Here is a 14,368-nt window from a genome sequence, read left to right as displayed (position 1 = left end):
AGGGAGGAACCTCGTGATGCGCACTCTGTTCAAAGCGGCCACCGCGTTGTTCGCCGGCGCCGCACTCTGCATGTCTCCCCAGGCCTCGGCGCTGCCGGGCGGGGCACCGGACGCGCCCGCCACAGCGGCGGCGGCCGACCCCGCCTACCGGATCCTGGTCTTCTCCAAGACGGCGGGCTTCCGTCACTCCTCGATCGACGAGGGCATCGCCGCACTGCGTGATCTGGGCGCGGCGAACAACTTCACCGTCACCGCCACCGAGGACGCGGGTGCCTTCACCACCGCCAACCTCAGCCAGTACCGCGCCGTCGTCTTCCTCTCCACCACGGGTGACGTGCTCGGCGGCTCCCAGCAGACGGCGCTCGAGCAGTACATGGGGGCGGGCGGCGGGTACGTCGGCGTCCACGCCGCCGCCGACACCGAGTACGACTGGCCGTTCTACGAGGGTCTGGCGGGCGCGCTCTTCCAGTCCCATCCCGCGATCCAGCCCGCCACCGTCAAGGTCGAGGACCGGTCGCACGACGCCACCGCCCATCTGGGCCGCACCTGGCAGCGCACGGACGAGTGGTACAACTACCGGACCAACCCCCGGAGTTCGGCACACGTCCTGGCCTCGCTGGACGAGTCCAGCTACTCCGGCGGCACCATGTCGGGCGACCATCCGATCGCCTGGTGCAAGGACTACGCCGGTGGCCGTGCCTTCTACACCGGCGGCGGCCACACCGAGGAGTCCTACACGGACCCGGCCTTCCGCCGGCACCTCCTCGGCGGGGTCCGCTGGGCCGCCGGACTCACCCAGGCCGACTGCCGCCCCGAGACCGGCTACACGTCCCTGTTCGACGGCGGCGGTACGACCGGCTGGAGGCAGGCGGGGCCCGGTGGCTTCACCCTTGCCGACGGCACCCTCACCTCGCACGGCGGGCTGGGCCTGCTCTGGTACGACGCCAAGGAGTTCACCGGCGACTACTCGCTCAAGCTGGACTGGCGGATGAGCGGCGACGACAACTCCGGTGTCTTCGTGGGCTTCCCGGCCTCCGACGACCCGTGGTCGGCCGTGGACAACGGCTACGAGATCCAGATCGACGCCACCGACAGCGCCGACCGGACCACGGGTGCCGTGTACGGGTTCAAGTCGGCCGACCTGGCCGCCCGGGACGCCGCGCTGAACCCGCCGGGCAGCTGGAACACGTACGAGATCCGGGTCACCGGGGAGCGGCTGGAGCTGTTCCTGAACGGGCGGAAGATCAACGACTTCACGAACACCGATCCGGCGCGCAGTCTGCGGCAGGGGCACATCGGTCTGCAGAACCACGGCGACGGTGACGAGGTGGCCTTCCGCAACATCCGGATCAAGCAGGCCGGGAGCCCGTCCGGCCCGCGCACGGGTGAGGTGAAGGGGGTGAACGGCAAGTGCCTGGACGTCGACAACGCGGGCACGGCGGATGGCACGAAGGTGCAGATCTGGACGTGCAACTCCAGCGCCGCCCAGCGCTGGACCGTAGGCGAGGACAGCACCTTCCGGGCGCTCGGCAAGTGTCTGGACGTCTCCGGCGCCGGCACCGCCGACGGTACGAGGATCCAGCTGTGGACCTGCAACGGCACGGGCGCCCAGCAGTGGACGCCCCAGACCGACGGCACCGTACGCAACCCCCTGTCCGGCAAGTGCCTGGACGCCTCGGGCGGCACCTGGAACGACGGAACCGCCGTCCATCTGTGGACCTGCCACACGGGCTCCAACCAGAAGTGGACCCTGCCGTGACGGTGGGGCGGTGACAGCCGTCGGCCCCCACTCGGTCCGTCCGAGTGGGGGCCGACGGCCTCCCCGGGCCGCTACTCCCGGAGCCCGATCCCCCGTACCGGGCTGACACGCAGCACCCGGCCGATGGGCAGCAGCACGGCGACCAGGGCCAGCGTGACCGTGCCCGCGACGATCGTGACCCAGCCGAGCACGGGCACGTAGGGGACGCGTTCGCCGGTGACGGCGTTGACGACCGAGGACAAGGTGACGGCGGCGATGGCCCCGCCGACGGCGAGGGCGACCCCCAGCAACCCCGCCTGCTCGGCGTGGATCATCCGCTTGATCTGGCCCCGGGTCACCCCGACCAGGCGGAGCAGGGACAGTTCCCCGGTGCGGGCCAGCGCGGCCATGATCAGGGTGTTGGCGGCGGCGAGGACGGCGTAGCCGACGAGGACGAGGATGAGCATCCGGTTGAGCCAGGCGCTGACGGCGAGGTCCGCCGCGAGTTCCGCGGTCAGCCGGCCCGTGCCGGTGACGGCGGCCCCCGGGTACTGGCGGGCGAGGGCGGCGAGGGCCGCGCTCACCTCGGCCGGGGAGGCGTCGGCGGCGGTGCGGACGAGGACGTGGTCGTCGAGGCCGGTCCGGGTGTGCCCGGCGAGCGTGGCCTTGCCGAGGGTGACGTCACCGAAGCCGAACCCCCGGTCGTAGACGGCGACGACCCGCAGGGTGACGGGGGTGCCGTCGCCGAGCCACAGGTGTGCCCGGTCGCCGACCTCCCAGCCGGCGGACCCGGCGAGTGCGGTGGAGACGGCGACGGTGTCCTTGCCGCCGAGGGCTTCGAGGCCGCCGGACCGCACGCCGAGGTCCATGGTCCGGTCGGCGCCCTTCGGATCGATGCCCTGGGCGGATGCCGTCGTCGGTTCCAGACCGCCCCGCACGACCACGGCCGTGCGCCGTACTCCGGTGGCGGCCTCGACTCCCGGGATGTGCCGGGCCTGTTCGGAGGCGGAGGCGGGCAGGCCCGCACCGCTCAAGAGGGCGTGCCGGGCGCGGGTGCCGTCGTGGGCCTGCGCCTCGGTCTGGCGCTGGAGGTTGTCCTGGAGGAACCACACGGTGCCGCCGAGGCCGATGGAGAGCACCAGTGCGGTCAGCACGGCCACCATGCCGCGGGCGCTCGCCCGCAGATTGGCGGCGGCGAGGTAGCCGCTGTTCCCCCACACCGTGCGCAGGACCGGGGTGAGCAGACGCGCCGCGCCCTGGTTGATCCAGGGGGCGAGGAGCGCGATGGCGAGGACGAAGGTGTAGAGCATGCCGATGGCGGCCCCGAGTGCCGTGTCACCGGCGGTGGCACCCGTGACCCCGATCAGGGACACGCCCACCGCGAGGAACACCAGGCCGGACACGATCCGCGCCCGGCCGCCGAGGCCCTTCTCGACGGCGGCCTCGCCGAGCGCCTCCGTCGGCCTGATCCGTGTGGTGCGCAGGGCGGCGATCCACGCGGCGGCCGGCGCGACCAGGGCGACGGCGGCGGTGACCGCGAGTCCGGACAGCAGACCGCCGCGTACGGCGAACGTCTCGGGGACGAAGTGCCGGTCCACGAGTTCGTCGCGGATCCAGCCGGTGGCGGCCAGGCCGGTGGGGACGCCGACGAGCGCGGCCAGCGCGCCGAGCAGGCCCACCTCGGCGAGGATCATCGCCCGGACCTGGCCGGGGGTCGCCGCGACGGCCCGCAACAGGGCCAGCTCGCGGCGGCGGTGACGCACCGACAGACCGACCGTGGAGGCCGCCACGAAGACGATGACGACCGCTGCGTAGCCGCCGAAGGCGCTGCCGGCCCGGACGGTCAGGTCACGGGCTGCGGCCGCCTCGGGTTCCTCGGCCAGTCCGCGGTCCTCGCCGGTGTAGGTGGTGACGCCCGCGCGGTCCGCGACGCGGCGGACGGCCGTGACGACGGCCGCCGGGTCGGTGCCGGGCTCGGCGAGCACGCCGATCGCGTCGAACCGGCCGGGGCGCGGGTCGAGGCGGGCCGCCCGGGCGTCCGTGAAGAACAGCGCGCTGCCGCTCCCTCGGGCGGCGGGCGCCTCTACGATGCCGCTGATCCGTACCGCGAGGGTGCGGCCCCCTGTGACGACCTCGCTGCGGTCGCCGACGTGCAGCCGCGCCGTGTCCGCCAGCCGGGAGTCGACGGCGATGTCGGCGTCGGACCTCGGTGGCGCCCCGGCGACCAGCCGGTACGGGGCGAGCGGGGTGCTCGACCAGCCGTGCCCGGTGACCCGGGTGCCGGGTGCGGCGGGTGACGTGACCGGTATCCACCGCTCGCCCACCGCCTTCGACACGCCCGGCAGGGCGGCGATCCGGGGCACGAGGGACTCGGGGACGCTGCCGCGTTCCGGCAGGGGCAGGGTGGTGGACTCCTTCTCCCCCAGCGTCGTGTGGGTGACGGTCAGGTCCCGGTCGGCGACGACGGCGACGGTCCGGGCGTAGCGCTGCGGGGTGCCGTGGTACCGCAGGCCCGACTCCACGAGCAGCGCGCAGGTCATCAGGACGGCGACGCCCGCGGCGAGCGCGACGAACGTGGCGATGAAACCGCCCTTGCGGAAGCGCAGCATCTGCGCGGCCAGGGAGAGCACGGCTCAGCCCTCCCCGTGCACGGCGTACGACGGGCGCCCGAGGTGGGCCAGTTGCTCGGCGATGCGGGCGGCTCCGGGCTGCGGCATGTCCCGTACGACGCGGCCGTCGGCGAGGACGACGACACGGTCGGCGTAGGACGCGGCGACCGGGTCGTGCGTCACCATGATCACGGTCTGGCCGGCGTCGTCGACGACGGCGCGCAGCAGCGTGAGCACCTCCGCGGCGGTCTGCGTGTCCAGGGCGCCGGTCGGCTCGTCGCAGAAGATCACCTCGGGGCGGGAGACGAGCGCGCGGGCGATCGCGACCCGCTGCTGCTGCCCGCCGGACAGTTCGGAGGGCCGGTGGCTCAACCGGGCGCCCAGGCCGACCCGTTCGACGACCTCCTGGACCCAGCGCGGGCCGGGGGCGCTGCGGGCCAGCCGGGACGGCAGCATGATGTTCTGTTCCACGGTCAGGGCGGGCACCAGGTTGAACGCCTGGAAGACGAAACCGACGCGGGTGCGGCGCAGCACGGTCAGGTCCTTCTCGGACAGCGACGACAGGTCGCTCTCGCCGATCCGTACGCGGCCTGAGGTGGGCCGGTCGAGTCCGGCGGCGCAGTGCAGCAGGGTGCTCTTGCCGGAGCCGGACGGACCCATGACGGCGGTGAAGGTGCCGCGGCGGAAGTCGATGTCGACGCCGGCGAGGGCCACGACGGGCTGCTCGCCGTCGTATGTCCTGGTGACGCCTTCCAGGGTGACGGCACGGGCGGCCGGGGACGACGGGTGCATCGGAGGTACCTTTCGGGACAGGTGAGTCGGAGGCGGGTTCAGACGGTGAGGGCGGGCTGCCGCTTCGGCAGGCCCAGGCGGCCTCGGGTGGCGACGAGTGCGATGACCGCTCCGGCGCGGGAGGCCAGGAACAAGGCGTGGGTCACGTCGGCGTGGGACATCCCGGGGAACAGGTCCTCACCGGCGATCGAGAAGTAGTTGTTGACCCCGCAGTGCAGCAGCATGACCAGCGGCATGCTCTCGCCGGACCGGTTGAACACCCAGGTCATCACGAAGCTGAACAGGGTGGCCGTCGCCACGAATTCGACCGGTTCCGTCCAGGCGACGTCCGGGCCGCCGCCCCAGTCGGTGAGGAACAACGGCAGGTGCCAGCCGCCCCACAGGACACCGACGACGAGGGTGGCGGCGAGGGGGCCGTGGCGGCGCTGCATGCGCGGCATCGCGAACTCGCGCCAGCCCGGCTCCTCCGCGAGCCCGGTGGTGATCAGCTGGGCGATCAGGCCCGGCAGGAACGCAAGGACCACCGTGGCGGACGGCCGCGCGGGGCCGTCGCCGGACAGCACCACGGAGGCCAGGGTGAGCGCGAGCGGCACCGACACGAGGACGGCCAGGTACCAGCGCCAGCTCACCTTGAAGCGGGTCATGCGGCTCCGCCAGGTGCGCAGTCCGGCGCGTCCCTCGGTGAGGGCGATGATCAGCAGCGCCGAGCCGATGGGGCCGAGGTAGGCGCCGGGCAGGACCCCGGTGAGCTGGGAGGCGCCGGCGCCGCCGGGGAAGGTGAAGTGCCAGACGCCCAGGCCGTTCTCGGAGAGGACGTACGGCAGCCAGGCCGCCCAGCTCAGTCCGTAGGCCAACGAGAAGAACCAGGTCAGCGGCCGGCGGCGGACGCTGCCGCGCAGCGGGCGCTCGACCGGTGGTGTGCTGGTCCGTGCGGGGGTGTCGGTACTCACTGGGGGTCCTCTCGGCGGTCGCTGACGACGTGTCCTCAGCACACCACCGGGAGCCCGGCCGATCATTGCCGCGCACACCCCGAGTGGGGGTACAGCAGGCTGTACCCCGGGGCGGTTCCGTCACCGTCGGCGGGCGTCCTCCAGGTAGTGCAGGACGGCCGCGACCCGCCGGTCCACCTGGTCCGTCGGGGCCAGGTCGAGCTTGGCGAAGATGCTGCGGATGTGCTTGTGGACGGCTCCGTCGGTGACGACGAGCCGCTCCGCGATGGCGCTGTTGCCCAGGCCCTCGGCCATCAGGCCGAGCACGTCCTTCTCGCGGGGGCTGAGACGTTCCAGGCGGGTGTCCCGACGGGACCGCGTGAAGAGCTGGGCGACGACCTCGGGGTCGATGGCGGTCCCGCCGTCGGCGACCCTGTGCAGCGCGTCGAGGAACTCCTCGACCCGGCCGACGCGTTCCTTCAGCAGGTAACCGAGACCGCCGACACCGCCGGTGAGCAGTTCGGTGGCGAAGCTCTGCTCGACGTAGGCGGAGAGGACGAGCACGGCGAGGGAGGGATGGCGGCGCCGGGCCTCGACAGCGGCGCGGATGCCTTCGTCGGTGTGGGTGGGTGGCATACGGACGTCGAGGATGGCCACGTCCGGCTTGTGACGGTCGACGGCGTCCAGGGCGTCCTCGGCGGTGCCGGCCGTGGCGACCACGTCGAGGGACTCGGCGCGCAGCAGCAGGGCCAGCCCTTCGCGCAGGAGGGGGTCGTCCTCGGCGATCACGATCCGCATGGCAGGTCCACTTCCAGGGTTGTCGGGCCGCCCGGCGGGCTCGCCAGTCGGAACGTACCGTCGTGTGCGGCGACGCGCCGCCGGATGCCGGCGAGTCCGGAGCCGGCGCCGGGCGGCCCGCCGTCGCCGGACTCGGACGGGGCCGTGGCGCCGCCGTGCCCGTCGTCCTCGACGGCCAGCAGAAGCCGTCCGCCGGTGAGCCGGGCGGTGACGGTGGCCCGGCTCGCGCCGCTGTGCTTGGCGACGTTGGTGAGGGCCTCGGCGACGACGAAGTAGGCGGTCGCCTCCACGGAGGCGGCGCAGCGCCGGGGCACATCCACGTCGACACGGCACGGAACGGCGCACTCGGCGGCGAGCCCGGTGAGCGCCCCGGCCAGGCCCCGGTCGGACAGCACGGGCGGCAGGATGCTGCGGGAGACGGCCCGCAGGTCGGCGAGCGCCTGCTCGGCGGCGGACTGGGCGCGCTCCAGGAGTTCCTGGGCACCGGCGGGGTCGCGGGCCACCATCCGGCGGGCGGCGCCGAGCAGCACGGTCACGGACACGATCCGGTTCTGTGTGCCGTCGTGCAAGGCGCGTTCGATACGGCGGAGTTCGGCGGCGTGGGCGTCCAGTGCGGCGGCACGGGTCGCGGTCAGTTCGGCGACACGCAGGGAGAGGTCGGTCTCCGGGCCGGCCGCGAGCAAGCGCCGCCCGGGATTGGCCTGGGCGCGTGCCATGGCGGGGCCGAGGCCCAGGACGATGGCGATCCAGCCGACGCCGAGGAGCGCGACGGCGACGGCGTCCGCCCATGAGGTCGACGAGCCGATCCCGATGGACGTGGCCGTCACGTCCGCCGGCACGAACCGCCAGTACAGCGGGAACGTCAGATCCCGTACGGCGAGGATCGGCAGCAAGAAGCCGAAGAGCCCCAGCGGCAGGCCCACGACGACATGCCGGGCGAGCCAGCGCAGTTCACGCCGGGTGGTGGGGTCGCGCAGGGCGGCGCGCGGGCTGTCCGTCGGCGGCTCGGGTGCCACCACCTCGGGCCCGAAGCGGGCGAGCCGCGCGCGTTCCGCACCGGCCAGCCGATGCAGGGCGCGCAGCGCGGCCGGCGCGGCGAGCAGCCCCATGCCGAGGGGGACGGTGAGGGCACAGACGACCAGCAGGATGAGGACGAGCAGCGCGAGAAAGGCCGTACGGAGGCCGGAGACCAGCTGCCTGATCGCGCCCAGCGCGTCCCGCACGACTCCCCCGACGTACCCCCGCCGGCCTGTGCCCGGGTGTTCGTCGCCGTTCGACATGCCCACTCCTTCCGTCGAGCGCGGCGCGAACGACCCTATAAGAGGAGGTGAGCCGTCATGACCCCGCTCGGCGGCAGGTAGAGCCTGCTGTACCCCGGGGCCGGGTGCCTGCGGGATCGAAGGGGTGGGCGGTGGTGCCTAGCGTCGGATCACCACACGTCGCCCCCCCTAGGAGGAGCCATGTCCCGTCCCGAATCGCCCGCCCGCGTCGACCTCGCCCGTGCCCTGCTGTGGCCGGCGCTCGTGATCAGCGTGCTGGGCAATGCCGTGGCGTCCCTCGCCGGTGCCGACACGGCCGTGAACCTGGCCTTCGGGGCGTTCACCGCGGTGACGGCGGCGACGCTGGCGGTCCGGCGGTGGCGCGAGCACGGGTGACCGGCAGGTCTGGCGTGCAACTTCGGTGTGCACGCGGCCCATTGACGTCCCTCGCCCCCGCCGTTACGTTCCGAGAGCGCTCTCTCATCCGTCCTCCGGTTCCCCAGGCCGACGCTCGTGGCGGTGGCCGCAAGGAGAGGGGCACCGCCCTGGCAGGGAGGCCCCATGACTCCCGTACGAAGGCTCCTCCGGTCCCCGTGGGCCGCGCTGTGCGCGCTGGCGCTGCTCGTGGGGCTCGCCCCGCAGGCCGCCTCCGCCCCGGCTCCGAAGGCGGCCGTCTGCAACAAGTTCTGCGACGCCCGCGACCCCGCCCTCTCCCCCGGCGACCGTACGCCGGTGACGGCCTCCCTGTTCGGGCGGTCGATCGTGCTGCACTTCGACGACGCCGACGCCATGGGCTGGGCCTCCCTCGACAACGGCAGCCCCGGCGACGAGGTCTGGCTCGACCGGTCCTTCGACGGCGGACGGTCCTGGAGCGCCGGGAGCCGGCTCGGCGCCACGACGGTGCCCGCCGAACGCCGGGGCTGGCGCACGCTGATGTACAACGTGGACGACTGGGCCGGCCACGGCGTCGGCGCGCTGCGCGCCTGCGGCAGGGCCGGCGACCGGACCGAGATCGCCTGCACGCCGTGGGCGCGCACCACCTGGAACGCCGGTGACCGGCGGACGGCGGCGGCCACCGGGCTGATGACCTTCTACTCTTACGCGACCGGCCTGTTCGCCACGACCGGCTGGTGGAACTCGGCGAACGCCCTGACCGCGGTCATCGACAACATCCGCGCGTCAGGGATGGGGAGTTACCGGTACGCGATCTCCCGCACCTACGACCTGAACGTGACCGCGCAGGGCGGGCAGTTCCGCAACGACTACATCGACGACACCGGCTGGTGGGGGCTGGCCTGGATCGCCGCGTACGACCTGACCGGGGACGCCCGCTATCTCGCCACGGCCCGCGCGGACGCCGAGCACATGGCGGCCTACTGGGACGGCACCTGCGGGGGCGGCGTGTGGTGGAGCACGGCACGGACGTACAAGAACGCCATCGCCAACTCCCTGTACATCCACCTCAACGCGGCCCTGCACAACCGGATCGCCGGCGACACGACGTACCGGGACCGCGCCCGGGCGGGCTGGGCGTGGTTCCAGGGCACCGGGATGATCAACTCCGCGCAGCTGGTGAACGACGGGATCGACCTGGGCACCTGCCGGAACAACGGGCAGCCCGTCTGGTCCTACAACCAGGGCGTCCTGCTCGGCGCCCTCACCGAGCTGCACCGGGCCACCGGGGACGGCGCCCTGCTGGCCAGGGCCCGCCGGATCGCCGACGCCGCGACGACCGCCCCCTCCCTCCACACCGCCGACGGCATCCTGCGCGACCCCTGCGAGGGCGGTGACTGCGGTGCCGACGGTCCGTCGTTCAAGGGCGCGCACGTGCGCGGGCTGCGCAAGCTGGACGCGGCGCTGCCGGACCACCCCTACACGGCGTATCTGCGCGGCCAGGCCGACCGCGCCCACGGCAGCGACCGCACCCCGCTCGACCACTACGGGCTGCGCTGGTCGGGCCCCGTCGACACGGTGGACGCGGCACGGCAGCAGAGCGCGCTGGATCTGCTGAACGCGACGCCCTAGGCCGTGTCCGCAAAGTCCCGCCTGCCGTTCGACGCCCGGCACGCCCTCTCGCCGCACCGGCCGGCCACCCGCGTACAACCAGTACGCGGGAGCCCGTCCGGCGCGCCGAGAGCACGCACCGGACTCCGCTCGGCCCGCCCTACGGGCGGACGACGCGACTTTACGGACACGACCTAGCGCGAGCGTTGGCGGCGGCGCAGGGCCCGCAGTGCCGCCACGGCCAGGGAGACGGCGAACAGGGCCGCTGTCACCAGGAGCCAGCGGACGAGGAAGACATCGCCCGGCAGCCGCGTGGCCGGCTCGTAGCGGGCCACGCCGCCGCTGATCAACGGGAACCACACCAGCAGCAGCAGGGCGGACGCGGTGGCGGGCAGCCGTACGTGGTTCAGCAGGAAGGGGGCGCGCGAGCCGAACAGCGCGCGCAGGCCCGCGTCGATCACCGAGTACAGGGGGACGAGGACCAGGTCGTGCACCAGGGCCGCGCCGACCACCCAGTACACGACCGTGATCCACTCGTCGGCGTCCAGCAGCCGCAGGCCCGCGTAGCAGACCAGAACGAGTGAGGCGGCGGTGAGCAGCAGGTGCCCGGGGCCCGCCCCGTACCAGCGGCGCCACCACAGTCCCGCGCTCCGCGAACCCGGCGCGGGGTTCGGCGTGTTCGTCATACCACCCTCCCGAAGGACAGCCGGGCGACCCACTTGGTGTTGAGGACACCGGGGGCCGCCGGAACGATGACGCGCGCCGGGTAGCCGTGGTCCGGCGACAGGTCGGCGCCGTTGACCTGGAGGGCGAGGAGTGAGTCGGCGTCGCGCACCTGGTTGTGGCGCAGGGCCGCCCGGCGGAAGGAGCCGTGCAGTTGCAGGGACTCCACCAGGACGTCCGGCGCCCCGTCCGGCTCGTACCCGACGAGCGCGGCCAGGTCGCGCAGTCGTACGCCTCGCCAGTGCTGGTTCTCCGTCGACCAGCCCTCGACACAGGCGATGGGCAGGGCGGCGGTGTGCTGGGGCATGGCCAGCAAGTCGGCGCGTGACAGGCGTACTTGGCCTCGGGGTCCGGTGACCACGAGACGCCATGCCTCCCCCGTCTGCCGGTCGGTGACACCGGCGAGGGCGGCCGGCTTGTTGATCTGGAAGCCGTTGGGTCCGCTACCGGGGTCGCCGCCTCCGTGCGGGGCGAACAGCGCGGTGCGGCGCAGCGGCCCGCCGATGCTCTGCCCGGCCGTGGTGAGGAGCAGCAGCAGCGAGCCGCCTCCGACGAGTGCGGCCAGCCCGCGCCGCGAGAGGGTCGGCGGCGCCGGGTCGGGAGCGGCCAGGTCGTCGGAGGACGCCGGGCGGGCGGTGGTGGAGCGGACGTACGCGAGCGGGCCGCCGTGCTCCCGAAGGGTGCGTACGGTCCCCGGGATCCGCAGCGCTGCGTGGGCGGCGAAGGCGGACATGAAGACCCAGGCGCCGTAGAAGTGCAGGCGGTAGAAGGAGCCGGGGAAGACGTAGTCGAGCTGGACGTTGAGGACGCCGGTGAGGAAGGTGAACAGGCCGCCGCCCACCAGGAACAGCAGGGAGAGGCGCTCCAGTGCCTGGGCCACGGACCGTACGGGCGGCAGGGCGAAGAACCGCGGGATGACCGACCACAGCTTGGCGAGCAGCACCGGGATCAGCGCCACACCCACGGTGACGTGGACGCCCTGGGTGACCCGGTACAGCCAGTACGGACGGGTCGGCCATGCGAAGAGGTAGAAGCCGAGCAGGCCCTTGTCCGGCGTCTTGTCGTTCAGCGGCGACAGATCCGGGTTGTAGGCGGCGTACGACAGCAGGCCCGTCACGAACACCAGCGGCACGCCGGCCAGCAGTACGGCACCGAGCAGGGACGTCAGCCAGGTCCCGCGCAGGGGGCTGTGCCAGAAGCGCGGGGACACGGGCAGGCGGTCCACCAGCGCACGTAGGTCGCGTCGGTCGGTCATGGGGGCGGGCCTCGGCTCTCGGCTGGGCGGCGGTGCTGACTGTCCCGGACAGTAGGGCGCCGATGACCAAGGAAGTCTTTTGCCGAGGTGACGAAAGTCTGACGGCGGCCTTTCCGGGCGCGAGTGGCCGACGGCCGCCGTCTGCTCAATAGTGTGAGGAACGGGTCCTTCGCGCGGGACGACATGTCACCGTTTCAGGGAGACGAGCTGTGAGTTCTCTTTCACCCGGGTTCCACGGACGCGGTCGCCCCGCGTCCCTCAGCGAACGTCTGCCGCCCGGGCAGTACCCGACGGAGTCCTTCCCCGTCCTGTCCGCCGGTCCCACCCCCAGGGTGCCCACCGAGACATGGACGTTCACCGTCACCACGGAGGCCGGCGAGGAACACAGCTGGACGTGGGACGAGATGACGGCCCTCCCGCAGGAGGAGTCCGTGCACGACATCCACTGTGTGACCCGCTGGTCGAAGTTCGACACGCGATGGCGGGGGGTCAGCCTCGACACCCTGCTCGCCGACGTCGACACCGCCGCCGAGTACGCCGTGGCCCACAGCTACGGCGGCTACACCACCAACCTTCCCCTCGAGGACCTCCTCGACGGCAAGGCGTGGCTCGTGCACACCTACGACGACTATCCCCTCTCCCCCGAGCACGGCGGCCCCGCCCGCCTCCTCGTGCCGCACCTGTACTTCTGGAAGTCCGCGAAGTGGGTGCGCGGCCTGCGGCTGACGCAGGACGACGAGCCGGGGTTCTGGGAGACCGCCGGGTACCACAACTACGGCGACCCCTGGCGGGAGCAGCGGCACTGGGGGGACTGACCATGCCGATCCCGTGGCGTTCCGCCCGGCTCGTGAAGCGCGAGGACCAGACGGCCTCCGCCCGCACCCTCGTCCTGGAGGCTCCGGGCTGGCCCGGGCACCTGGCCGGACAGCATGTCGACGTACGGCTCACCGCCGACGACGGCTATCAGGCGGCCCGCAGCTACTCGCTGGCCGCGCCCGCCGACGGCGACCGTCTCGAACTGGGCGTCCAGTCGACGGCCGGAGGTGAGGTCTCGCCCTACCTCGTGCACGATCTGCCGATCGGGGCGGAGGTGGAGGTGCGCGGTCCGCTGGGGAACTGGTTCGTGTGGCGGGCCGGGCAGAGCGAGCCGGTGCTGCTGGTGGCGGGCGGCTCCGGGGTCGTCCCGCTGATGGCGATGATCCGCGCCCGCCGGCAGACGGCCACCGGGGGCCCGTTCCAGCTGGTGTACTCCGTGCGCGGCGAGCCCGACCTCTGGTACCACGACGAGCTGCGGGCCGACGGCCCCGACCTGGACGTCCGCGTCCTGTACACGCGGCAGGCCCCGCCGGGCAGCACGCGCGCCGCCGGGCGGCTCACCGCGGCCGACCTCGAACCAGTGGTCAGCCGGCTCACGCCCGCCGGGACCGTCTACGTCTGCGGGCCCACCGCCTTCGTCGAGACGGCCGCCGAGCTGCTGACGTCCTCGGGGCAGAACCCCGCCCGCATCCGTACCGAACGGTTCGGGTGAGCCCCGCTTGCCCACGACTTCCGGAGGTCATCGATGGCCCAGGTCTCCCCGCACCACGACTCCCCCCACCTCGACGGCAACAGCCTCGCCGGGCCGCTGTCGGACCTCTTCTCCGTCGACGTCACCCGGGCCTGGTGGCGCTGTCCGGGCTGCGGCTCCACCGGCCCGCTGGCCGAGCTGCACGTGTACGGCCCCGAGCCCGGTCTGACCGCGCGCTGCGCGCACTGCTCCCAGGTGGCGCTGCGCCTGGTCCGGCACGAGGAGCACACCTGGCTCACGCTGGGCGGCGCGGAGGGCGCGTTCCGTTTCCGGACCGCCCGGTAGGGTCGGATCCTCGGGCGGCGTTCTCGCGTCTGCGGGCGGCCACGGTGACGACGGCGACGCCCCCCGCCGTACACCATCAGGACGGTGCCCCGGGCCGTAAGGTCGCCCCGGCGGACCTCCTGGGCGTACTTCACCTGCTCGTACGTGCTCGTGCCGATGGAGCGGCCGGTGGCGGTGCCGTAGGACAGGGCGCAGGTGCGGCCCGGGCGCACGGGCGCGGGCTCCGGCTCGCCGTCCGCGCCGGTCTGCAGGCCGGGGCAGCGGGAGCCGGTGCTCGCCGCCGCCCGCAGCAGGTCGACCGCGCCCTACGGCAGCGGGAGAACGAACGGCACCAGCAGCACGATCCGTGTCCTCGTCGGCCCCACGGCAGAGGGGCCCGGCCGGGGCGTTGACCCCGGCCGGCGGCACC

General features: G+C 73.4%; 13 protein-coding genes. 6 read left to right on the top strand and 7 right to left on the bottom strand.

Annotated features, from left to right (window positions below; genetic code table 11):
* Window positions 1-16 precede the first annotated feature (16 nt).
* A complete protein-coding gene (locus DC008_RS33665) occupies window positions 17-1,759 on the top strand; it encodes a ThuA domain-containing protein (protein WP_108710260.1) in 1,743 nt (580 codons plus the stop codon).
* A 71-nt stretch (window positions 1,760-1,830) separates the two neighbouring features.
* On the opposite strand, the gene DC008_RS33660 is transcribed toward DC008_RS33665, so the two are convergent.
* From DC008_RS33660 to DC008_RS33640, 5 genes are all read right to left on the bottom strand, one after another.
* Entirely contained in the window at window positions 1,831-4,368 is a 2,538-nt protein-coding gene (locus tag DC008_RS33660) for an FtsX-like permease family protein (RefSeq protein ID WP_108710259.1), read from the bottom strand.
* A gap of 3 nt (window positions 4,369-4,371) precedes the next feature.
* Complete coding sequence (locus DC008_RS33655) at window positions 4,372-5,139, bottom strand: ABC transporter ATP-binding protein (RefSeq protein ID WP_108710258.1); 768 nt, start codon at window positions 5,137-5,139, stop codon at window positions 4,372-4,374.
* 38 nt (window positions 5,140-5,177) lie between these two features.
* Window positions 5,178-6,089 carry a CPBP family intramembrane glutamic endopeptidase gene (locus DC008_RS33650; RefSeq protein WP_244221453.1) on the bottom strand — a complete coding sequence of 304 codons (912 nt, stop codon included), beginning with the start codon at window positions 6,087-6,089 and terminating at the stop codon, window positions 5,178-5,180.
* Window positions 6,090-6,209: 120 nt separating this feature from the next.
* A complete protein-coding gene (locus DC008_RS33645) occupies window positions 6,210-6,866 on the bottom strand; it encodes a response regulator transcription factor (protein WP_108710256.1) in 657 nt (218 codons plus the stop codon).
* A complete protein-coding gene (locus DC008_RS33640; protein WP_108710255.1) occupies window positions 6,854-8,146 on the bottom strand; it encodes a sensor histidine kinase in 1,293 nt (430 codons plus the stop codon). The genes DC008_RS33645 and DC008_RS33640 overlap by 13 nt, the downstream gene beginning before the upstream one ends.
* A 180-nt stretch (window positions 8,147-8,326) precedes the next feature.
* Here DC008_RS33640 and DC008_RS33635 point away from each other — a divergent pair, with 180 nt between their 5' ends.
* Together DC008_RS33635 and DC008_RS33630 are read left to right on the top strand one after the other, a co-directional pair.
* Entirely contained in the window at window positions 8,327-8,521 is a 195-nt protein-coding gene (locus DC008_RS33635; protein WP_108710254.1) for a hypothetical protein, read from the top strand.
* 165 nt (window positions 8,522-8,686) lie between these two features.
* Window positions 8,687-10,150, top strand: a complete 1,464-nt coding sequence (locus DC008_RS33630; protein WP_108710253.1) for a glycoside hydrolase family 76 protein — start codon at window positions 8,687-8,689, stop codon at window positions 10,148-10,150.
* Between the two features lie 173 nt (window positions 10,151-10,323).
* On the opposite strand, the gene DC008_RS33620 is transcribed toward DC008_RS33630, so the two are convergent.
* Window positions 10,324-10,815: a hypothetical protein gene (locus DC008_RS33620; RefSeq protein WP_108710252.1), complete on the bottom strand. Its 492-nt coding sequence runs from the start codon at window positions 10,813-10,815 to the stop codon at window positions 10,324-10,326.
* Window positions 10,812-12,107, bottom strand: a complete 1,296-nt coding sequence (locus DC008_RS33615) for a molybdopterin-dependent oxidoreductase (RefSeq protein ID WP_108710251.1) — start codon at window positions 12,105-12,107, stop codon at window positions 10,812-10,814. Before DC008_RS33615 ends, DC008_RS33620 begins: the two co-directional genes overlap by 4 nt.
* Before the next feature lie 209 nt (window positions 12,108-12,316).
* Between DC008_RS33615 and DC008_RS33610 the strand changes: the two genes are divergently transcribed.
* The 3 genes from DC008_RS33610 to DC008_RS33600 are packed head-to-tail and all read left to right on the top strand — an operon-like array spanning window position 12,317 to window position 13,959.
* Window positions 12,317-12,922 (top strand): molybdopterin-dependent oxidoreductase, encoded by a 606-nt coding sequence (locus tag DC008_RS33610; protein ID WP_108710250.1) that lies wholly within the window; start codon window positions 12,317-12,319, stop codon window positions 12,920-12,922.
* Between the two features lie 2 nt (window positions 12,923-12,924).
* Complete coding sequence (locus tag DC008_RS33605) at window positions 12,925-13,635, top strand: ferredoxin reductase (protein WP_108710249.1); 711 nt, start codon at window positions 12,925-12,927, stop codon at window positions 13,633-13,635.
* Between the two features lie 33 nt (window positions 13,636-13,668).
* Entirely contained in the window at window positions 13,669-13,959 is a 291-nt protein-coding gene (locus DC008_RS33600; protein WP_108710248.1) for a DUF6510 family protein, read from the top strand.
* Window positions 13,960-14,368: the final 409 nt, after the last annotated feature.

Origin of the sequence: Streptomyces nigra, from assembly GCF_003074055.1 — a bacterium.
GTDB classification, from domain to species: Bacteria; Actinomycetota; Actinomycetes; order Streptomycetales; family Streptomycetaceae; genus Streptomyces; species Streptomyces nigra.
Note: the sequence above shows the minus strand (reverse complement) of the source record. Positions and strands in the feature narration are given on the sequence as shown.